Here is a 20,738-nt window from a genome sequence, read left to right as displayed (position 1 = left end):
CCTTGCTGAGTCCGGCGCGGTGCGTTACCGGCCGTCGTCGAAGATGCGGGCGTTCCGGAACGACCTATCTATGCCTGTGACATGGTCGCGAGGCTCCTCGGAGCGTGCGCGGCCAGGTGTCACGGGCACGTCGGTCGGAGCGCGCACCGGCTCGGGGACCTTCGTCTGGAGATCCGGGAGACCTTCGACCAGATCGGACAGCGTAGGTAGCCGGGAGCGGGCGCGCCGCATCGGTTCGATCAGTTTCTCGGCCCGGCGGGTCACCTCGGCCGCGGCGGCCTGTGCCGCGGCGGTCACTCCCTCGGCGATTTCGGAGAAGGTGAGGTCATCGATGTCGTCGGCGAACCGGGTCTGAACCACCACGCTGTCGGCGTTGACGGTGACCCTCACCCGGCCTTCGTACACCGAGGCGGTGGCGGTCAATTGCGCGCGCTGTCGATGCGCTTCCTCCAGCGACCTGATCTGGTCGTTCACCGTTTCCAGCAGGTCGGCGAGATCGGTCTTCAGTGTCTCGTTTGCCATGCCGATTCCTCTCACCACCGACCAGATTTGATTCATTCCCACGCAGAACCATGAGCTGTCAGTTGTCGATCCGCCGAGCAGCTCGTTTCGATTCCGCGGTCGATTATGCACACGACGGCGCCGATGCGCATTGAGCAGAAATTGATCGGTTCATGATTTGTTCACGATTGACCAGACATGCTTATCGGGTGGTGACCAGTTGATTATCCCGACATTGTTGGATCTTGTTCAGCACCCGGCCACGTAGCGTGGTCGGCCCTTATCGCACCCGATCGTGGAGGCTTCCGATGACGAATGAGCGGCTTGCGGCCGATGCCGCGATGATGTTGGACGCCATGTCGGAACAGTTCGAGGGAATGGCCCGGATACAGCGCGATCGGGCGCAGATCACGGCGACGGCAACCGCGTGCGAGAAGCGAATAACGGTTGTCGTCAATGCGGATGGGATCCTGATCGAGACGCGGTTCGCCGACGATATCGCAGACCTGACCTACGACGAGATCGCCGCCGCGATGACCGAGGCCGTGCAAGCGGCCGCGGCCGACGCCGCGCGTCGAGGCAACGAACTGATGCAGCCGCTGCTGGACCGCAAGTTGCGGTTACCGAGCCTGTCCGAATTGGTCGAGGGGGCGCCGGACCTGGGTGCGGTGATTCCCGTGGCGCCGTCGGCCCCGATCACGCCACCGGGCTCATCGAACCGTGAATCATACAGTGGCACTGGCGAATCCGATCGCTTCGAACGGCTCGATCCACGGCGGTCCGTGGTTCGGGATCGCGACGAGTGACGTGAGGTCGCGCCGAAGTGGGCATCGAACTACCGGAGGGGCTCCGATGGCTCGGGTGGGTGGCGGGTGCGGCGTGGCCGGACGGGGATGAGACGGCGATGCGCGCGGTCGCCTACGACTGGCAGACGGCGTCACGTGGCCTGCGCGCCCTGCTCCCGGACATCGACGCCGCGGCGCGGGGGACCGTGGCGGCATATCCAGACGGCGATGGCGGCGCGAAGATGGGCGCGCTGTACGGCGAATTGCGCTCCGGAGACAAGTCGCTGGAATCGCTGGCACAACACCTGGCCACCATGTCCGATTCCACCTTCGATATGGGAACCGAAATCGAGGGGCAAAAGCTGGCCGTCATCGTGTCGCTGGCGGTGCTGGCGATCGAGATCCTGTGGGCGTGGCGGTTCCCGCCCACCGCACCGGCGGAGCAGGCCGGGCTGATCGCTGCCGCCCGTTCATTCCTCCGTCTGCTGGAAGACAAACTGATTGCACGAGTTGCCCAGGCAACGGCCTGGATGGGTCCGCGACTGCAGGGGATCGCCACGAAGTACCTGGTGAAGATCGGTGAGGCGATGCTCATCTCCGGTGCGATCGACGGGGGCGTGCAGATCGGCCAGATGGCAGGGGGGACGCGGCGGAACTTCAACGGTTTGCAATTCGGAACCTCGCTCGTGGCGGCCGGTGTGGCGTCCCCGGTCGGACGGAAGTTCAGCGACTGGGCGGGGGCGAAATCGTATGCCGCATTGGGGAACAAGCTGGACAATCCGTGGCTGCGCAGCGCTGTGGGTTCCGGCATCGGCGCCACGACAGGACTTGTGGGCACCTTCGCCAGCAACATCCCCGCAGGGCTGATGACCGGCGACTGGGCGGGTCTCTTCGGCACCCCCCACGGCTGGGCCGGAGCGGCAGCCCGCGGCGGGATAGTCGGCAGTCAGCTCGGTATGCGCCAGAAGACCGCGCTTCCCGCCGGTAGGAACTTCGAGGTAGACACGGTCGCGGTGCCGGACCGGCCGGTGGCGGACCGAGGGTCGAACGTGAGCCGGAATGAGGACGTCACGCCCCAGCATCGGCGCGGTGGGGAAACCGCGGACAATCACGAACGAGACGGCCTGGCCGCCGCGCCGGGCGCGACCTCCTCGTCGGCCGCCAGTGTGGCAACGGATCCGGGTGGAGGTCCGGCGCGCCCGGAATCTTCGCCCGCTCAGGCTCCGTCGCAGCGAAGTTCGCCGGTGGGCACGGGGGCGGGTCAGTCTGTGACACACAGTTCGACAGAGCCCGGCGCTGGTCCGAGACCCGGTGGGGCGGGCTCGGCGGCAGCGGGTGGTTCGCAGCCCGGATTCGTGTCTGCGGGTCCAGGATCCGAGGTGGCCGGTTCGCGGCCGGAAGATTCCTCCGCTGGCCGGTCGGTTGAGGCCGGTGGCGTCGACGACAGTCGATCGGATGGCCCGGGAGTGATCCCGCACGGGGTTGGGGACGAGGGATCCCCCGCCGATCCGGTCGGCAGACTCCAGTGGGGGCGGAACGAGGACGGCCATGCTGTGTTCGATGGCCCCGACGGGACCCGATACCGGGTCGACGAAGTCGGCGACCTCCTGGTTACCCGACCGGGTGACGACGTTGTGCTGCAGGTCCGATCCGGAGCGTCAGCGGAGGTGATCGACTCCGATCACGCGCACACGAGGCTCATCGGAAAAACGGATACGCCGTATACGCGGCCGGACGGCACGACCCACGTAGTCCTGCCGGATGGTTCGATGCGGACGCGAGGGACGGACGGCTCCATCACGACCGTGCGGCCGAACGGTTGGGTACGAACCGAGGCAGACGGCAGGACCACCGTAGTCAAGCCCGACGGTACAACGGTTGAGTCGGATTCCGCTACGGGCGCCGTTGTCGTCCGCGGCGGTCGTGACGACACCGCATTGTGGTCGGGTTCGAGTGGCCGCATGACCCAGCCTCCCGATGGGAGTGTTCACGTCGCGGCGGATCGCACGGATCCGATGGGGCGGGGGATAGCGTCGGTGTCTCTCCCGGACGGGACACGCGGAATCGTCGAGATGGGCGGGCATTCGATCAAGCAGCTGGGCGCTGAGCTGCAGGACGGAAAGGTTCGTTTGAACCGTCCCGATGGCGTCGAGCTGGTGTGGGACCCGAAGGGCAAGGCACACATCAAGCTCCCCGACGACACCGTGGTCGTGAAGGACGCCGAAGGCGTTGTGCGAGTTACCGAACCCGGCGGCACAGTGCACGAAATCCGGCCCGATGCCGACGGGGGAGTGACGGCGCTGCTACCGAAGCTCGGCGGTCTCGAAGTGTCGAAGACCCCGGACGGCCTGCAGGTCCGTCATAAGGACGGCACGGTATCGGCAGTCGGCCGGAATGGGTTGGACGGCAGGGACGGCAGCGACAGTCGAGGCGGCGTTACGACGACGGACAAGCACGGCGTGGTGCGCGAGACCCTGTCGAACGGTCAGGTCCGGACCGGATATCCGGACGGCACGGGGCGGGAGGTGCGATCCGATGGATCGATGGAGGCGACGCGGCCCGATGGCACGAAATGGGGTGTGCGCCCGGATGGTTCGACGTGGAAGGTCGATGCGCGCGATGCGACACGGTTCGAGGATATCGACGGCACACGGGTGACGGTGGAGCCGGACGGTCCCGTCACCGTCTTCACTCCGGACGGAACGCATTACATCGCAACGGATCCCGAGACGTTCCCGTCGCTGACGAACTCCCTCGGCATGCGGAAGTTCTTCGGTGTCCAGAAGTTCTTCGGAATCGAATTGCCAAGGGATATCAAGGGCGCCGTCGCATCGGTCCTGCACCCCGACGGTACCCGGGGCATCGCCGAACTCGGCGGCCATGCCCAGCCAGGCGCCATTCGGGTGCACCGACCTGATGGTGCGGAGCTTTCGTCTGATTCCGGCGGGAAGGTCGGGGTGAGTGGACTCGATGGGCCGATCTTCGAGAAGACCCGGCGCGGAGGCTTACGGGTCGACGGCGCACCCGTGCCACGCGGATGGGAGTGGCCCGCGGGAGGAACGACTGTGAAAGATGTTCCAGGCGGACTCGATGTCATGCACAAAGACGGCTCGAAGTCGGAAATCCGGTTCGACGGCATCAAGATCACTGACACCAGCGGCGTCGAACGCTCGTTGATGCCCGATGGGATGGCGCGCATCCAGCACCCGGTGGCAGTCGCCGGAGAATCGCCGAAGACTCTGGAGGTTCGGCACGATGGCGCCACTCGGACCGAGTTGCCGGACGGTTCCGGACGCGGGCTGCGTCCGGACGGCACGACATGGACGCGTGACAAGGACGGCCGGTACTTCGTGACCGATCCGGACGGTGCCCAGCGCGCTCCCGCCGATCGACGTGTTCCTGTTGCCGATGGCAGCGACATGACCGCCAAGACCCGGCCCAAGCGGTACTGGAGGATCGCCATGCCGGGGGCGTACTCCGCTCCGGAAGCACCGGGCCCGGACGAGTGGATTCCTCCGGACGGTTCGGATCCGTGTCCGCCGGATCCGTGTCCGCCGGATCCGTGTCCGCCGGATCCGTGTCCGCCGGATCCGTGTCCGCCGGATCCGTGTCCGCCGGATCCGTGTCCGCCGGATCCGTGTCCGCCGGATCCGTGTGATTCTAGTCCACTTGGGCTGATGGGGAATGCCCTGCCATCCGATGTGCCCGACTATTCGAGTCGGCTGTCGAGATCGGATGTGGCTGCGTCCCTGTGGGATCCGCCTGGCTCGCGTGCGCTGCCCGGGATGGATCCGCAGCGGCCGTTGGAACCGGCGCCCCAGGCTCATGCCCCGGCAATGCTGTCGCTCCCCGAGTCGTCGCCGTCCGACCCCGCGCTGTCGGAGCCGGACTCATCCAACTACGCACGGCATCTGGAAGATCCTGTGCCGACGAAGGGTTCCGATGCGGGGCCGCCGGGTCTGTCGGATACTCAGGTGCCTCCGGGAAAACCCGAGACCGATGCCTCGGATCGGACCGATGCGTTGGGCATGCGCGAGGACGGCAGTACGCCGAAGCCGCCATGGCGGCCGGAATCCGGTCCGCAGGTGGGCGATTCGCCCTTCCCGCTGGGAACGGATTCGGCGGGAACGCCGATGCTGCCGGGTGGTCCGGTTTCGCCAGGGTCCTTGGGGCCACCGGGATTCTCGGGAACCAATGTGGCAGACGACCGTTCGAGGCCCCTCGTACGCAAGCGCAAGCCACGTGTACGCCTCGGCAAGCGGGATCAGAACGAGCACACGGACGCCGGTGGACCGGACTTGCCGAGATCCGGCCTACCCGAAGCCGAAATTGTCGATATGCCTTTCACATTGGGCGGCGAGGGCACGCAGTCGGACGGATTCGGTGGTCCGGAGTCGTCGCGGAGGAAGGCGATCGGTGACTGACGGCGGATGCATACCCTGAGAGGATTGATACGAATGGCCGATATCAAGGACAAGAAGGACTCGACAGAGTGGCCGGATCTCAAGGAAAAGGCGAAGGGTGGGAAGATAACACTGCACCCGGGCGCGATCGAAAAATGCGTCAAGGCGTGCGTTGATCTGGTCGATCACATGACAGTTTACAATCGAGTGATCGACGATCGCAAATTGACGAGTATAGAACAGTTCTCCAATGAGCCCGGCGGTGTAAAGTTGGCCGGAGTGTTCAACGAAAAGGGGATCGGCGTTCAGGAGAACCTGCGGTCCTACTCGGTAATTCTTCAGAATTTGGCGGATACCTTCGTCGAGGCGGGCAAAGCCTACATGCGTGCGGACAATAAATCCGCAGAAGAGATCGGCAATGTAACGAAACCTGCTCCAGATCCCAATTCGGCGCCGGCGCCCATCGGAAATAGGCCAGGCCTGTCCGGAAATTCGGACGTGCCGAAGGGGCTGGGTGGTGACGGTAGCGGCAAGATCGAGATCGACGTAAAGCCGTCCGATTCGTATACGGACGCAATGGCGAGGGATTTCGTTATCTCCATTGGGGGTAAGGCGGAAAAGGCTGCGGACGCGGCGTACGCTTACAAGTACTTGCGGGAAAATCTAGGTGCGGAGCTGGGGAACTTCAAGGCCGGAATCAAGAGTATTCCGTCCGATGATTGGGGTGGGGAGGGGAGGGATGCGTCCATAGGTGCGGTCAATAGGATTGTAGCGCATGTGGAAAGTTTCACAGATGAGCTGCACAGGATGGAAGAAAATCTGGATTATGTGTCGCGATGCCTGCATGCAACCTTTCTCAACACGGAAGACGCTGATGAGTACGACGGCGACGACCACGACTCCAACGATATGGAGGACTTCCGAAAATACTATGACGAGGACTACAAGGCCGGTATACAGAATGCTGGCCATTACATGCCCATGGTGAACGTCTTCGGCCCTCCTCCGCCGCCTCCGAGCGACGGCGGAAGCGCTGGGGGAGGCGGGAACGGCGGCAATGGCTCGAATGGAGGCGGCGACGGGAATAAAGGGAATAACGGCAGCGGAGATCACGGTGACAAATCCGACGATTGCAACGACGGCAGTGGCAACGCGACGAGCGCCGGAGGGCCCGGCTCAGGGGGCGATCACGGCGCAAAGGGTGACTCCGGAGGGGATTCGATGGGGCATACAGCGCCACCACCACTGCCCAGTGGCTCCAGCACGTCGCCGACTCCACCGCAGGACCCGCCTGCCAGTCGGCCTCACTCAGGCAAGCCCGAGGTCTCGCCCCCCGCTCCACCCTCGAGCACCCCGCCTTCGAGCGATCCGAACTCCTCGCCCGTAACACCGCCACCGGCTACCGGCGCGAACAGCGCGAACGGTGTCGCTCCGCTCATGTCGGCGATCAACCAGGGCATCCAAGCGGCGTCCTCCGCGGTGAACGGGATGGTCACTGCCGGGACGCAGGTGGCGAAGATGGCCGAGGAAGGCAAAATCCCAGGCATCCCCGGTCCTCCGGAGCCCGGCAACGGCGCTGGGCGAGGCGGGGGCGGCGGCGCCGCCGGGATTCCGGCGCCGCCGAATCCGCTGGATCCGGCGCGCTTGTTCCCGCGTGCGAGCATCCCGTTCGGTCCGGACATGCCGGGCGGTGCGTCCCCCGCGGTGCCGAGTGGATCCGGGGTTCCGATGGGCGGCACGCCCGGGCCGTCGGCGCCCCCCGGCGCCGGAGCTCAGGGTCAGCCAGCCGGAGCGGGTCATCGGCGGGCGAAGTACCTGGACTCCCCCCTCCATCTCGAGCAGGCGCTGGGTAAGACGATGGATTCGGTGCGGCCGGTGATCGAACCGGAGGTTGAGCCGTGAGCGGTCGTATCTGGGAGTTCACCGACCTCGAGTTCAAAGTGGTGTGTGATCGCTATCGCGAGGGACGAATGCCGCCCCCGCTCGTATTCACGACCGACATCGAGTTGAGCAGCGAGTACGACAAGGCCAGACTCGAGACATGGCAGCGGTTGGAAAGGCGCCTCACCGGCGACTTCAACGGCGTGGTCGAAGCGCTGCGCGCACCCGAGGTGTATCTCCGGGTGCACGGCTGGGATGAACGGGACATGGAGGACCCGAAGCGACGGATACGGATGCACGCGATGCGCCGGGCCACGCGGGCGTACGTGATCAATCAGAAGCCAGGCCGAACGCAGTGGCACAGCGGCGGCTACACGGTCGCCGAATGTGACCCCAGGGCTCTGGCGGAGGCGGTAGTCGGCGTATTGCCCGAGGTGAAACCTGGCAGATCGGCGGAGATCGAGCTGATCACGGATCATGGCGGAATTCCACGCTCCGGCAGCTGGATCAAAGACGACCTCGAGGATTCGGTCGAGGCCCGCAGCCGATCGTTCCTGCGCACCCGTGCCGAGCGCACCGGCACGATCACCGTCACTCAGGGACACAGCAAGTTTGGGCCGCGCGGCATCGCGCAGACGAGGCGGAAGTGGCGCGACATTTCAGGCGACGGCCGCTACGTGATCGCGGGGGACGCGCGACCGGTGGCATGCGGCACCAGCGCGGCTCAGCTGACACGGATGCTCGACGTCGATATCGAACAGATGATGCGCCGATTGGAAACACATTGGGAGCCCGTTGACTGGTAGCGCACCGTGGGGACTCCGACTATTTTGCTCGCAATACAGCTAATTCTCCGATGAAAGGGTGAGAAATATATGACAGGAAAACGGCGACTGGAGGTCGATACTGTGCAGTTGGAGAATGCGGCCGCAAAGACCGAACAGATCGGTGACGATATCGAATCGGTCCTCGGCAATCTGAGTATCGCGCTGGACACAAAGGCGGCTCCGTGGGGAGACGACGCGTTCGGAAAGAAATTCGCCGACGGCGAGAACGGCTACAAGAAGGCTCGCGACAATCTGATGGAGGGCATCCAGAATATGCGGAAGACGCTCGATGAGTTCGCAGACGGCCAGAAGGGAGCCGTGATCAAGCTGGAAAAGCAGGAGGGTGACAACGTCCGCGGGTTTCGATCTCCCGGTCGTCGGACGTAGCCCCCCGGCTGTGGTCGCCCTTCCCGGCATGGTGGCGGTATCGCCAATCGATCGAGGTTGAGAGCGGCTACGATGCACAGTCGGCCCGACGGCATCGGATCCGCCGGTGACTTGTTCGGAGAGTGATTATCGAACGATTATCTCGCGCTTATCGGTGCTTCGTAGATTGGCGGTCATGAGATTCTTGCCAATCGCCACGCTGACCGGTGGTGCGCTCGTGGCCGGACTGTTCGCAGCCGGTGACGTCCATGCGGCCGGCTCCGCATTCTGCAACCCTCAGCCGGTGGGATCGAGGCTCGAGGTCGAGTGCGTCAACAACGACCCTGGCCCCGCCACCACGGACGTGCTGGGCTTGTGTACCAACCTGGTGCTCATCGCGCCGCGGGATCAGCGCATGGACCCCCATAGCACCACCCACATCACCTTCGAGTGCGGGCCCGGCGCCAACCCCGTGCTCTGGCGTGCCGATGCCAAGACCGATCTACAGCAGCTGCTCGACAACCAGCGTGAACTTCAGCGTGATCGCGACCGCGATCGCTACTGACCGTATGGGGGCTCGGATCCAGACGAGCCGCAGGGGTTCGATGATTACCGCACCATGGCGGCGGTAATCATCGCGGCTTTCGTACTCAGCACCGGGAACGCGATATCGCCGCCGCGATCTGGTCAGTACGGTTAGCCCTTCTTTACCGGCGGCTGGGCGGCATAACCACGTGTCAAGTAGCTCAGTTGCGGTGCCGCCTGTCTGCTGATTTCCTGACGGGCGTATGCCGTCGTAATTGCGCGCCGTTGGCTGTGTGAGGTAGACGCTAACCGCGAGTGATAGATATTGCGGAAATGCCGTAATCGCTTTCCTGGTAAGTCACCTCGAATTCATCTTCGCACAGTTTCTTATATCTGTGTCTGTGAAATTGAGGTTGATTGACGAGTTCTCATGGGCGGATGCGGCAGCACCGAGGGAAGGGCTTGATGCGCCGACTTTCGATGTTTCTCGGCGATCGACCGCAGACCGGCATCGGTAGGCGCGGATGTCGCTGTATCTGCCCCCGGAATTGCGCTGGCTGGGCTGGGTCGCGGGCGCGGAGTGGCCCGACGGTGACGAGGATGCGCTGTTCGGCGTCGCCGAGGCGTGGGAGGAAGCCGCAGCGGCGGTGAGGGAGCTGACCGACGAGCTTCTGATCGCCCGGGAAGCAACCGGGTCGGCGTATTCCGCAGGCCAGGGCGCCGACGCGATGGCGGCACTGTTCGACCAACTGATCACCGGCGACCAGTCTGTGGCCGCCCTGGCCGAATCCATGCAGCAGGTGTCGGACGGCGCCTTCGATACGGCCACGCAGATCGAGGCTGCCAAGCTCATGATCATCATCTCGCTGGTCACCTTGGCTATCGAGATCTTCTGGGCTTGGAGGTTTCCACCGACCGCGCCCGTGGCTCAGGCGGCCGCGATCGCCGCGACCCGGTCCTGGATCAGGCTTCTCACGGATCGTATCGTCGGCCTGATCGCTCGAATCGCCGAGAGCGTGATGTCGAAGGCCGCAGCCAAGGTGTTCGGGACCTACACGATGCGAGCGGTCGAGGGCGTGGCGGTCGCGACCGGGCTCGATCTGCTGGTGCAGGGCATCCAGATCGCGAAGGGCCACCGCAAGCACATCGACGGCACCCAGGTGGGCATCTCGGCGGTCGCGGGCGGGCTCGGCAGTGTGGCGTCCCGGTTCACCGCCAACTACACCGGCAAGGCGTTCGACAAGTACGGTGGGGCGGCGCTGAACAAGTTCGCGGGCAAAGAAATCGGCGATGTGCGAGGGATGCCGTTCGCTCGTGGTGTGACGGTCGGGGCCATGGCGGGTCTGTCGAGCACCCTGACGGGTAACTTCGTCTCCGGCGCGTGGACCGGAGACTGGGCGGGGAGTTTTGGCGGCCCGCACGGCTACGTGGGTGGTGCGGGGCGCAGTGCCCTCGTCGGCGGTGTCCGCGGCGGTTTCACGGCTCGGCAGCTGTCGCCGTCGGCGAAGAATCCTTTGAATCCAGTGTCGTACGGTCGCACCTTCAGAGGCCAGAGCATGTTGCCGGGTCCAGTGCGAAAGGCACTCGGCATGACCGAGATGTCGCCGGGCGGCGACGGCGCGGCGCGGTACTCCCGCGAGACCGCCGAGGCGCAGTCGCGACAGGCTCGCCAGGCCCAGGACCATTCGAATTTCCGGCGAGAAGAGGCGAATCAGGCCCGGAGGACGGCCGATGAACTGCGGCATCTGGACGGCGCCGAGCTGCGGGCGCACGAGGCGAACGTGACCGCGGGAATCAAGGAACAGCGAGCGGTGCAGGCGGATGAGCGGACACAGGCGCTCCAGGACCGCGCCGAGCGAGCCCAGCAAGTGGCAGACGAGCAGGCCCGGCTTGTCCAGGACCGCCCGAAGCAGGCCGCCACCGATGCTCAGAACACCGCGGACCAGCGTCGACAGGAGGCAGCCGTGGCGGGGACACAGGCCGATCGCGACACGGCGGCGGCGGGCGATGCACGCGCCGAGGCGGATCGGCGCGTGCGAGCGTGGAACGACCTGAACGACCGAGCGACCGCCCAGGAACGGAACGCCGCCGCCGCACGCACGGATGCGGACAGCCTGGAACGAAAGGTCGCCGATATCGATGGGCGCACCCGGGCCCTGGACGCGGAAGATCCTCGACGGCCCAGGATGGAGCGCGAGCAGCGGGAGGCCGAGCAAGAGGCCGCAGGAGCGCGGGAGCAAGCCCGAGTGCTGGAGGAGAACGTTGGCAGGGCAAGGGATAGGGAACCTACGGCGAAAGGGCACGCGGTGGCGGCGGACCGGCATGCCCGAGACCTGGAAAATCGGGCGGCGCTGTCGAATCGACGTGCCGTCGAGGTCGGTCGTGACGCCGACAAGGCTCAGGCGATCGCCGACCGCAGGCAGGAGCAGGCTCAGCAACTGCGTGATCAACTCGCACAGCGGCGGATCGAGGAGCAGCGAGCGCAGGCGGCGATCGAGCAACGGGACGGGGCGGCGGAATATGAGCGTCGCGCTGTCGCGGCGGAGCAGCGGGCCCGTCGCGCGGAGGAGGCGTATCGCGCGGCGCCGCCCGGTACGCCCGAAGAGCAGCTGATCCGCAACCTAAGGGAGACGGCGATTGATCGGCGAAGAATGGCCGACCAGCACGCTGAGCAGCAGCGCGCCGAGCAGCAGGCGCGCATCGACGCGGTCGAGCGGCCGAAGCGTGCAGCGGAGTTACGCGCGGAGGCCGATCGAAAGGACCGCGCGGCAGAGGCGGCGCACACCGCGGGTGACGATGCGACAGCGCAGCGCCTGCGCCTCGAAGCTGACAATCTCCGTGACGTGGCCGCCGACCACGAGGAACGCGGGCGTCAGGCCGCGCAGCAGGTGGACGAGTACGGTCGTGCTCCCGAATCGGTCCTGGCCGACGCGACCGATCTGAAGGCCAAGGCGCGTCCTAAGCGGGTCACCCCACAGATCACGATGCCCGGCCGATTCGCGGCGCCGACGGCACCGGACGCGCAGGTATGGCTGGGAGGCGACGGGAGCACGCCGAAGCCATCCAAACCCCGCTCGTAGACCGCTACATCGCGAATCCGATCACCGATGAATGCAATTCCGCTCGGTTCCCGGGCCGGGTTGTCGCCGGGTTCGCCTCGCGGGCGACGAACTGCGATTCCGGGCCGCCCGTCACGGTTTGGTCATAGTTTGTGAGAGATCCTGTCTTGACGAACCCGACAGTCGGGTATCGCACGATCGGTCGTGCAGAATATGAAAGAGACGGTTGTTGTAAGATGAACGGTTATGCCCAGGGCTCGCACCCCGGCTTTGTCGCATTCCAGGAGAAAACGAACACACTGGCGATCATCACCCTGATCACGGGATTGCTCGGATTCTGTCTGATTCCATTGATTCTAGGATTCATCTCGCTGAGTCAGATCAGGAAGAGAGGTGAGAAGGGACGCGGCATGGCGATTGCCGGTATGATTGCAACGGTGGTGTGGACCGTAGCCGGTGTCGTGGTCGGTGTGATATCGGCGACCAATGGTGGGACAGCGGAGAGTCTCGGTGCGGCGACCCAGGTGCTGGTTTACCTCTACTGATGAATGACTCAGCCGAATTCGTCCGCACTGAAATTCGGCAAGGAATCTCCCACCTCAATTCCACCCGCCCGATGGTCTGGCTCGGCAACATATCCTTCGCGTTCTGTCTGATCCAGTTCCCCGTCATGGTCATGGTCACCAGATTGGTGCTCGCATGCCGACAATTCGGCTTCCTCGGATGGCTCGCATGCGCCGTGCTCTGCCTCGGGCTATCTGTCGCCGCCCCCGCAGCGATATATCACTGGGTCGACGTTCCGATCATGCGTCGGTTCGGCGGGTCGTGTGGTTGTGGGTGCGCAGCGGGACGGTGACGCCATCCACCGATTTGAGCAGGGCGGGTTTGCGGCACGATCGCGACGGCGGCACCGGTCGGTGCGGACGGGATGTGCAGGATGCGTGTACGGCGCCTCCGGTGACGCTCACGGTCTCAGATGCCGCCAGCACACTCCAGAAGAACGTGTGCGCACCAGAAGAACGCGTGCGCACGGTGCGGCTGCGGCGGACCCGAGAGCCGATCTGCGGTGGTGGGCTGCGATCCAGGGCAGTTCTTCACCGATGCGGGCCCAGAGGTGGTCGTAGCGGCGGCCGGTGATGGGTTTTGCCGTTGCGGTCGCGCAGGAGACGCCCGGATTGCGGCGCGCGGAGGCCGCGGGCTCGGTTCTGCAGGTGCCGCACGAGGATAGGGGAGATCAGTCGCCAGCGATCGATGCCATCCCTTTCACGGATCCAGACCAGACAGCGCCCGGGTCGAGATCGTGCGGACGTAGGGAGAGGACGCCGCTGCGATGGCAGGCGGTTTCGATGTCCAGGCTCGGGATCAGTGTGTCCAGGTCGGATCGTTTCCGGAATGTGCGGCGACGGTGCAGATCTCGGCCAGCTGGTGGGGTGGGATCGCGTAGCGGTGCGAGGCCTTGCGGGTGGGTTTGGCTACCGCACGGGCGGAGTTATCGCTCTGCCGCGAAGGGGGAACGAAGCCCCACAGTCGTCAACCGGCATCCATGCCGGGAATCGTTGCAGGCCGAGACGTGTCATCACTGGTCACCTCCGCGTGGTTGAGTGCGCTCAACCACCCGTGCGCCAGATGTGTCACCGATGACACCGAAAGGTGCGCGAGGGGGGACTCTTGCACGCGGTGGAGACACCGGTGTCACCCTTGAGGGTTCGAGTACATCTAAGCGCGCGAATCCGGTTGTCGTCAAACTCCTTTCGCAGGCGGCGTGGCGGCAGGGCCTTCGACGGGGTCCGCCAGCGGGTGGGGTTCCCCTACAAGTGCCGACAGTGCGGCCGCCACCTCGGGCAAGGAAGCACGGACGTAAGTGAGCGTGGGACCGTCGTGTCCGGTCGGCTCGCGGTGGCCGGCGAACGCGCGGGCGACGGCGTAACCGAAGTTGCGTTCCACCCACGTCAGCGTGGTGTGGCGCAGCCAGTGAGCGGAGATCCCCAACGTGGCGGCCCAGGGCAGGTGCCGACCGACGCGCTCCCAGAGATGGTTGTACCGTCGCCGGGTGATCGGTCGGCCGTTGCGGTAGCGCAGGAGCTGCCCACTGGGGTCGACGCCTCGCGAGCAGTGTGCGACGAGTGCGCGCATCAGCGTGGGGGAGACTGGCTGCCACCGGTCGGCCTGATCCTTCTCTCGCAGCCAGATCTGGCAGTACTCGGGTTCGAGGTCCTCGGGCCGCAGTGCGAGTGCTCCTCCGCTGCGGCACGCGGTCTCGATGTGTAGCCGCACGATGAGGGTGTCCAGGTTGGGGTCGTTGCCCGTGGTGGAGACAACGTGATTGATCTGTGCGAGTTGGTGATCGGACAAGGCCGTCCGTGAGCTGGCGGGGCGGCGAGGCTGGTCGAGGTGATCGGCAGGAGTGCCTGCGGCGGACAGGTATCCGTCTGCGCGGGCGTGGCGGTAGACGCAGCGGATCGCACCGGTCATGTGTTCGGCGGCCGACCGGCCGCTCCGGGAGTTGCGACGGGGGACGGCCTGCTCGCGGGCTTGTTCCACCATCTGCTTCAGCTCCAGGGCGGTCGGCTCATCGAGTTTCCGATTGCGCCATTGGGTTTCGAGCCGCCGCCAGTACGGGCGGTAAGTGCGAGCAGTACCGGCCTGGGTGGCGGCCTCGACACGCGGTACGTATTCGCCGAAAGTAGGTGTGGGGCCGCTGCGAGGTGTGTGAGCCAGGAGATCCTCGGGCCGGATACCGAGCCGCGTCAGCAGAAGATGGGCCGCCTCGATTTCCGAACTGGTCACCTGGGCTCCCAGATCCGTGCGTCAAAGGCGTGCAGTGCACGGTAGACCGCATCGGGCGGGTAAACGGCAAATACTGCCGTATCGCGCACAGCGACCAGCAATACTGTATCCCCGGGGCGGATCCGGGCACCGCGGCGGATGTTCGAGGGCAGGCGCAGGTGTAATCGCCGGTCGAGTCGGCGAGAGTCGGATTTTCTGTCCGCGGGCGTGACAACGATGACGCGATTGGTCACCGTGAATGAGACCGGTTGTCGTGCTTGCCATTCCAGATACTCGGCGACCGTGGACGTGGCCAGCCTGCCGCTGTCGGTCATCACAGAAACCGCGAAACGGAATTCGGAGCCCACCGGCACACACTCGGTGAAATCGATGGGCATCGGCAGTGGTGCGCCGCGAGTGGGCGGTGGTGCCGTCCAATGATGGGTCGGTGGCTGGCCGGTCACGGACGGGAGCGGTAGCCCCTGCACACTTCGGCCGCGGAAATGTTGAGAGTGGTCGGGCATTCGTCACCTCCGGTCAGGTCCCAGCGCACCTGTCATGGCGCGCCGTTCCCAACCCCGGCAACGGTCACTGGCGCTTGGCCGCAGCCCTCGCCCAGATAGATCAAGACTACGTACGATGGCGGCGAGCCGCCACCAGCTTGGCCGCACGCGGCGACTGTCAGCCCAGCTGTGGCCAGGAGAATTACTCCGCAACTCCCCCCGCCTGATCGCAGCGGGGCGTCAGCGTCCGAGACGGCGCGCCGTCCATTCGCGCCATACCGTGCCCGAGTCCCGTAGATCGCATGTGATCGGTCGGCGTAGGGCTCGTCCACGGCCCCAGGGCGGAACTTCGATCGGCTCATCATCCATGAGGCGGTCCGACTGACCGTGCGCTGTCCTCCACGGCGGCGGGCCCATTCTTCGGTGGGAGCCGTGGAGTTCGGTGCGCCAGGTCGAGACGTCAGCGATCGACTGGCTGGTCGGGTGGTGTGGGGGGCGGCGGTGTGCGTTGTCGGCGGTTCTGGCGCGAGGTTTGGACGGTGAGACGGCGGCGGCAGGGTTCGGAGCAGGTGCGTCGGGTGCTGCCGGTGCGGCGGTTGGTCCATTGGGTGCCGCAGATGGGGCAGGTGTGGATGGTCCGGCGGGTACCGGCGGAGAGTTGTTCGCGGCCTTCTCGGAGCCGGTGGGCGGAGCGGTAGGTGGCACTGCGCTGGTAATTGTGTCGCTGGGCGTCCGGGTCGACGCGGGTCCGCAGTGCCTGCATGGTCGCGGCGTTGTGGTGGCGGCGTGCGGAGTGGGACTGCTTGTCGCGGCTGGTCTGGGCGAGGAGCGGCAGGGTTAAGGGGAGGCCGTGACGAATTTTGTAGTCGCGCACCGGGATTGAATGTATTCGTGCGACGTGGGCGGTGAGGCATTTGAATCGCTGGCCGCATTCGTGGCATAGAACGGTGTTGCCGTCGTCGTCGAGGATGCCGAATCGGCCGTGGCCGTCGCGGTCCCCGAAGGTGAGCAGATCGCGGTCGTGCGCGGGGATCGGAGCCGAGAGCGCCGACCGGGCGGGGCGAGTGCTGGAAGGTACTGGGGCCGTCGGTGGCGCGATGACTGGTGGGATACGGCTGGAGTCAGAGCGAATACCGAGTTGTCGTGCAGCGGTGAGAAGTTCGAGCAGCGTTTGACGCGTGTGAAGAACGCGCTCGGTGACGGGCAAGCCATCTGACCAGGCGGTGCTGCGCATCCGGTGAGCATCCATATAAGGCGGTAGGTAATCGATCAAGGCGGCGATCTTGAGGAGCAGGACGGGGCCGTCGTGCACGGTACGCTCGCCTGCGGCGAGCACGGGAGCGACCGCGTCGGCGATCTCGGCCGGTTGCCCGAGCTTCGCGTATGCGGCCTCGACGGCAAACCGCGCGACGACGTCGGGGACGGCCCGGTGGCCGATGAGGTCACGCAGGGTGCGCCCGGCCGTGGTCACGGTCATGCCGTCGACGACGGTGATGTCGCTGTGAACGAGGTAGCGGCAGCGGTGCACGAGCATGTCGTCGCGGTAGTCGCGGCCGATTCCCTCCCGGGCGACGAATTGCGGTACCGGCGGTTCTGGGCCGAGACGGTATAGGTAGACCGCCGACAGTGCTCCGACGGCTGCTCGGACGCTGCGGGCCGAAATCCGCTCGGCCACCAGTGTTTTCCGGTCGAGGATTAGCCACGCGACTCGCGTGTTCAGGTGGGGGTCGTCTTGTATGGGATTGAGTCCGGCTGCAATGACGCAGCCGGTCCAGCCCGCTCCCTCGCGCACCCGAGCGCATTCCCAATTCCCTCATTCTCCTTCGCGACGAAGGGTTATTCGGCATGCCCACATACCGGAACACCTCCACTTTCCCCGCCCATTCTCGATGCCGGACACGGCGCTCGCTGTCGGGTCGCCGCGTGCTTGCGGCCGCTGCGGTGCCGGTGGCCGTCATGCTGGCCGCACCCGCGGTTGCCCACGCAGCGGCCACCGGGCCGATCACCGACCAACCCGGAGTCACCAGCCCGACACAGCCCGGCACGACCACACCACCACCGCCACCCGCACCTCCGGCGCCGGAGCCGCCGCCCGAACCCGCGGTGTACCCGGTGCAGCCACCCGAGGTGCGCAACGGACCGGCACCGCGCCCGGCACCCTCGCCCGAACCCGCGCCCGCAGTAGCGCTGGAGGACCTGCATCTGCCCGAGCCGGTGCCTCCGGTCGCGCCGATCCAGGCCCTGGACAACACGATTCGGATCGGGGAGTGGCAGACCCCGTCACCGGAATGGCTGCCACCCGAGGTACGCGACTGCATCAACAACACCGCGGCCGGGGCCGAGGCGCAGGTCGCGACCGCCCTGGACTCGATCGGCATCCCGGCCGGACGCTCGGACCGCGTCTCCGGCGCGACCCTGGCCGGAGCCGGTGTCGGCGGTGCTGTAGGCGCGACCGCCGCAGGGGCACCGGCCGCCGCGGCCGGAGCGGTCGTCGGTGGCCTGGTCGGAGGAACGATCGGCGGGATCGCCGGTGCCGCAGTAGGAACCGTGGTTGCGGTCCCGGTGATCGGCACCGTCACCTCCGGGGTGTTCGGCACCGCCGTCGGCGCTGCCGCGGGAGCCGCCGCGGGGGCCGCGGTCGCCGGAGTCCCCGCGGCGGTGGCGGGAGCGATCGCGGGCGGCACGGTCGGTGCCGGGTTCGGTGCCGGAGTGGGGGTCGGCCAGCCATGACACCCGGACGAACCGTATCCACGGCACTCGCCGCTGCGACTACTGCCGCTGCCGCTGTGCTCGGTGTGGGATCTCCTGCCGCCCAGGCAGTCCCGATCGGCCCCGGATGCCCTGCACTGTATGTGCTCGGGGTGCAGGGCACCGGTCAGTCCTCACCCAGCGCGGACCCGCTCGTCGACACCGGCGTGGTCGGTGCGTTGCTGGGTCCGGTGGCGGCGGCGGTGCCGGATCTGGTGCAGCGCAGCTACATCCCGTACCAGGCGGGCTTCGGCGGCGTCGTCCCCGGCGGCGGCCCCGACCCGTATGTGACGTCGGTGACCGACGCGGTCGACCAGCTCACCACGGCTGCCGCCCAAATCACCCAGACGTGCCCGCACACGCTGCTGGCAGGGGTCGGGTTCTCCCAGGGCGCGCAGGCGATGTCGGAGTTCGCCCGCGCCGTCGGGGCAGGGGAGGGGCCGGTGCCCGCCGACCGGATCGCCGGGATCGCCTTGTACTCCAACCCCGACCGCGCCCCCGCTTCACCCGTGTTCCCGGGCCGCCCCGGGCAGGCGGCCCCCGATCCGGCACCGGGCACAGACGGCACCGCGGTCGCGGCTGTGCACATGATGTCCGGACCGGCCGCCGGAGGCGGGATCGCCGACCACAGCACAGACTACGGGGAGTTGACCGGGCGGGTCGCCGATATCTGTGTCGACGGTGACTTGAGCTGCTCAGCTCCCGATCACGCCGCATTGCTGCGTGTCGGGGCCGAGATCGCCGCCCAGGCCGACCTGCGTGACCCTGTCGCCGCGGTCACCACCATCCAGTCAGTCCTGTCGGCCGCGCTGGGCGAGGCGTGGACGACGGTGCTGGCCAACGACTTCCGGACCGCACCAGGGGTCGCCGACTACGTACCGCAGCGGTCACTGTCGCAGCGGCTGACCGACGCTGCCGACCCCCGCACCCCCGAGCTGACCCCGGACCAGGCGGCCATGGCTGCGATGCGGTGGAGCGAGATCACCGCGGCAGTAGCCAGCAATCCCGTCGGTGTGCTGCCGAATCTGTCGGCCCAGCTGGCCGGGGCCTGGGGGCAGCTGATTGCCGACAACGCCGACCTGATCAACCCGGCGGTGTGGGTGCGGTTCGCCGACACCGTCGCCCGCCACAACGGCTACGCCACCACCGGCCAGCTCACCTCCGGCATCGCCTGGATGGTCGCGCTGGCCCACGACCTCGCCGGGAGCACCCGATGAACGACACCGACTTCTACACCGCGCCCCTGATCGAGGACGGCCACCGCCCAGGGGACCGGCTGCGCCTGCGCAAGGTCACGACACCACAATTGCCCGGCGCGGGGGATGCCTGGCAACTGGTGTACGTGTCGTCGGACACGCGCGGCGAACTGATCCCTGCATCCGCGATCGTGATCGCCCCGGACATCGACCCAGACCTGGGGCCGGGCCCGATCTTGGTGTACTACCCGGAGTTCCGCGGTCTCGGCGGGTCCTGCGCCCCCAGTCACCTCCTCGTGTCGGGCCAGGAACCCGACACCGCCGCCGTCGCCGCCGCCTTGGAGCGCGGCTGGACGGTCGCCGTCGCCGACGGCGAAGGACTCGGAATCACCGGACACGGCCCGCACACCTTCCTCGCCGCACGCGCGGCCGGACACATCGTCCTGGACCTGGCCCGCGCCACCCGCCGATTGCCCGACCTGGACACCGCCGACGCACCGGTCGCGGCCTGGGGGTACGGGGACGGCGGCCGCGCTGTCGCCGTAGCCGGGGAACTACTTCACGGGTATGCACCCGAGCTGGATCTTCGGGGCGTCGCGGCGGGCGCGGTGGCGTCGGATCTGGGTGCGCTGATACCGAAGCTCGAGGAGGGGCCGTGGGCGGTGCTCGGGTTCGCGGGAGTGATCGGGTTGTCGCGCGCGTATCACCATCTGCCGCTGCGGCACGTCCTCACCGACGAGGGCCGCCGTATCGCGGCCGCAGCGGAAAACCTCACCGCCGCCATCCTTTTCGACCAGTACCGGCAACCGCTGCGGCACTGGTGCGAACGCCCCGACCCGTGGAACGACCCCATGTGGCGCTACGTGTTGGCCCGCGAAACCCTCGCGCACACCGCGCCCGAGGTGCCGCTGCACCTGTACCACGGCCGCGACGACAGCATCGTCCCGGTCCAGGCCGGGCGGCGCGTGTTCACCGACTACCACCACCGCGGCGCCCACGTCACGTGGCGCGAATACGACGCCGACCACACGTCAACGGCAGCCGATGCGATCACCGAAACCCTCACCCGGCTGACCGACTACCTCACCCGGCCCGCCAACCCCCGCCGCGCTGACCCCACGAGCCATCCCTGACCCCTTTCGGGGAACCGCCTGCCCGTGCCCGGGAGCCAACCCCGG

At 66.7% G+C, this 20,738-nt stretch carries 15 protein-coding genes; 11 read left to right on the top strand and 4 right to left on the bottom strand.

Going from position 1 to position 20,738, the window contains the following annotated elements; all coding sequences use genetic code 11:
* Nucleotides 1–24 precede the first annotated feature (24 nt).
* Nucleotides 25–522: a YbaB/EbfC family nucleoid-associated protein gene (locus NM1_RS29980; protein ID WP_114699857.1), complete on the bottom strand. Its 498-nt coding sequence runs from the start codon at nt 520–522 to the stop codon at nt 25–27.
* Between the two features lie 224 nt (nt 523–746).
* On the opposite strand from NM1_RS29980, the gene NM1_RS29975 reads away from it, so the two are divergent.
* The 8 genes from NM1_RS29975 to NM1_RS29935 all read left to right on the top strand — a co-directional run bounded on the left by NM1_RS29975 (nt 747) and on the right by NM1_RS29935 (nt 12,892).
* Nucleotides 747–1,307: a YbaB/EbfC family nucleoid-associated protein gene (locus NM1_RS29975; RefSeq protein WP_169814343.1), complete on the top strand. Its 561-nt coding sequence runs from the start codon at nt 747–749 to the stop codon at nt 1,305–1,307.
* Between the two features lie 17 nt (nt 1,308–1,324).
* Complete coding sequence (locus tag NM1_RS29970) at nt 1,325–5,710, top strand: WXG100-like domain-containing protein (protein ID WP_157124028.1); 4,386 nt, start codon at nt 1,325–1,327, stop codon at nt 5,708–5,710.
* 33 nt (nt 5,711–5,743) lie between these two features.
* Complete coding sequence (locus tag NM1_RS42605; RefSeq protein WP_147289149.1) at nt 5,744–7,591, top strand: hypothetical protein; 1,848 nt, start codon at nt 5,744–5,746, stop codon at nt 7,589–7,591.
* Nucleotides 7,588–8,376 carry an ESX secretion-associated protein EspG gene (locus NM1_RS29955; protein WP_068027407.1) on the top strand — a complete coding sequence of 263 codons (789 nt, stop codon included), beginning with the start codon at nt 7,588–7,590 and terminating at the stop codon, nt 8,374–8,376. The genes NM1_RS42605 and NM1_RS29955 overlap by 4 nt, the downstream gene beginning before the upstream one ends.
* Before the next feature lie 69 nt (nt 8,377–8,445).
* Nucleotides 8,446–8,784 (top strand): WXG100 family type VII secretion target, encoded by a 339-nt coding sequence (locus NM1_RS29950; protein ID WP_068027403.1) that lies wholly within the window; start codon nt 8,446–8,448, stop codon nt 8,782–8,784.
* A 175-nt stretch (nt 8,785–8,959) separates the two neighbouring features.
* Entirely contained in the window at nt 8,960–9,328 is a 369-nt protein-coding gene (locus tag NM1_RS29945; protein WP_147289148.1) for a hypothetical protein, read from the top strand.
* 484 nt (nt 9,329–9,812) lie between these two features.
* Nucleotides 9,813–12,368 carry a WXG100-like domain-containing protein gene (locus NM1_RS29940; protein ID WP_068027397.1) on the top strand — a complete coding sequence of 852 codons (2,556 nt, stop codon included), beginning with the start codon at nt 9,813–9,815 and terminating at the stop codon, nt 12,366–12,368.
* 215 nt (nt 12,369–12,583) lie between these two features.
* Nucleotides 12,584–12,892: a DUF4190 domain-containing protein gene (locus NM1_RS29935; protein WP_068027394.1), complete on the top strand. Its 309-nt coding sequence runs from the start codon at nt 12,584–12,586 to the stop codon at nt 12,890–12,892.
* Nucleotides 12,893–14,087: 1,195 nt separating this feature from the next.
* Here NM1_RS29935 and NM1_RS29930 read toward each other — a convergent pair.
* The 3 genes from NM1_RS29930 to NM1_RS29920 all read right to left on the bottom strand — a co-directional run bounded on the left by NM1_RS29930 (nt 14,088) and on the right by NM1_RS29920 (nt 17,408).
* On the bottom strand, nt 14,088–15,134 hold the full coding sequence (locus tag NM1_RS29930; RefSeq protein ID WP_246011710.1) for a tyrosine-type recombinase/integrase: 1,047 nt from the start codon (nt 15,132–15,134) through the stop codon (nt 14,088–14,090).
* The gene (locus tag NM1_RS29925; protein ID WP_068027389.1) at nt 15,131–15,511 is read right to left on the bottom strand and encodes a hypothetical protein; all 381 of its coding nucleotides are present in this window, start codon (nt 15,509–15,511) and stop codon (nt 15,131–15,133) included. The genes NM1_RS29930 and NM1_RS29925 overlap by 4 nt, the downstream gene beginning before the upstream one ends.
* A gap of 565 nt (nt 15,512–16,076) precedes the next feature.
* A complete protein-coding gene (locus tag NM1_RS29920) occupies nt 16,077–17,408 on the bottom strand; it encodes a MucR family transcriptional regulator (RefSeq protein WP_147289147.1) in 1,332 nt (443 codons plus the stop codon).
* Nucleotides 17,409–17,539: 131 nt separating this feature from the next.
* Between NM1_RS29920 and NM1_RS29915 the strand changes: the two genes are divergently transcribed.
* The 3 genes from NM1_RS29915 (at nt 17,540) to NM1_RS29905 (ending at nt 20,693) form a co-directional block, all read left to right on the top strand.
* Entirely contained in the window at nt 17,540–18,346 is an 807-nt protein-coding gene (locus NM1_RS29915) for a hypothetical protein (protein WP_084520178.1), read from the top strand.
* Nucleotides 18,347–18,477: 131 nt separating this feature from the next.
* A complete protein-coding gene (locus NM1_RS29910; RefSeq protein WP_246011709.1) occupies nt 18,478–19,581 on the top strand; it encodes a cutinase family protein in 1,104 nt (367 codons plus the stop codon).
* Nucleotides 19,578–20,693 (top strand): lipase family protein, encoded by a 1,116-nt coding sequence (locus NM1_RS29905; protein ID WP_068027377.1) that lies wholly within the window; start codon nt 19,578–19,580, stop codon nt 20,691–20,693. The genes NM1_RS29910 and NM1_RS29905 overlap by 4 nt, the downstream gene beginning before the upstream one ends.
* Nucleotides 20,694–20,738 lie beyond the last annotated feature (45 nt).

Source organism: Nocardia mexicana NBRC 108244, from assembly GCF_001613165.1.
GTDB classification, from domain to species: domain Bacteria; phylum Actinomycetota; class Actinomycetes; order Mycobacteriales; family Mycobacteriaceae; genus Nocardia; species Nocardia mexicana.
The sequence above is the reverse complement of the archived record's forward strand: the minus strand, read 5'-3'. Positions and strand labels throughout refer to the sequence as shown.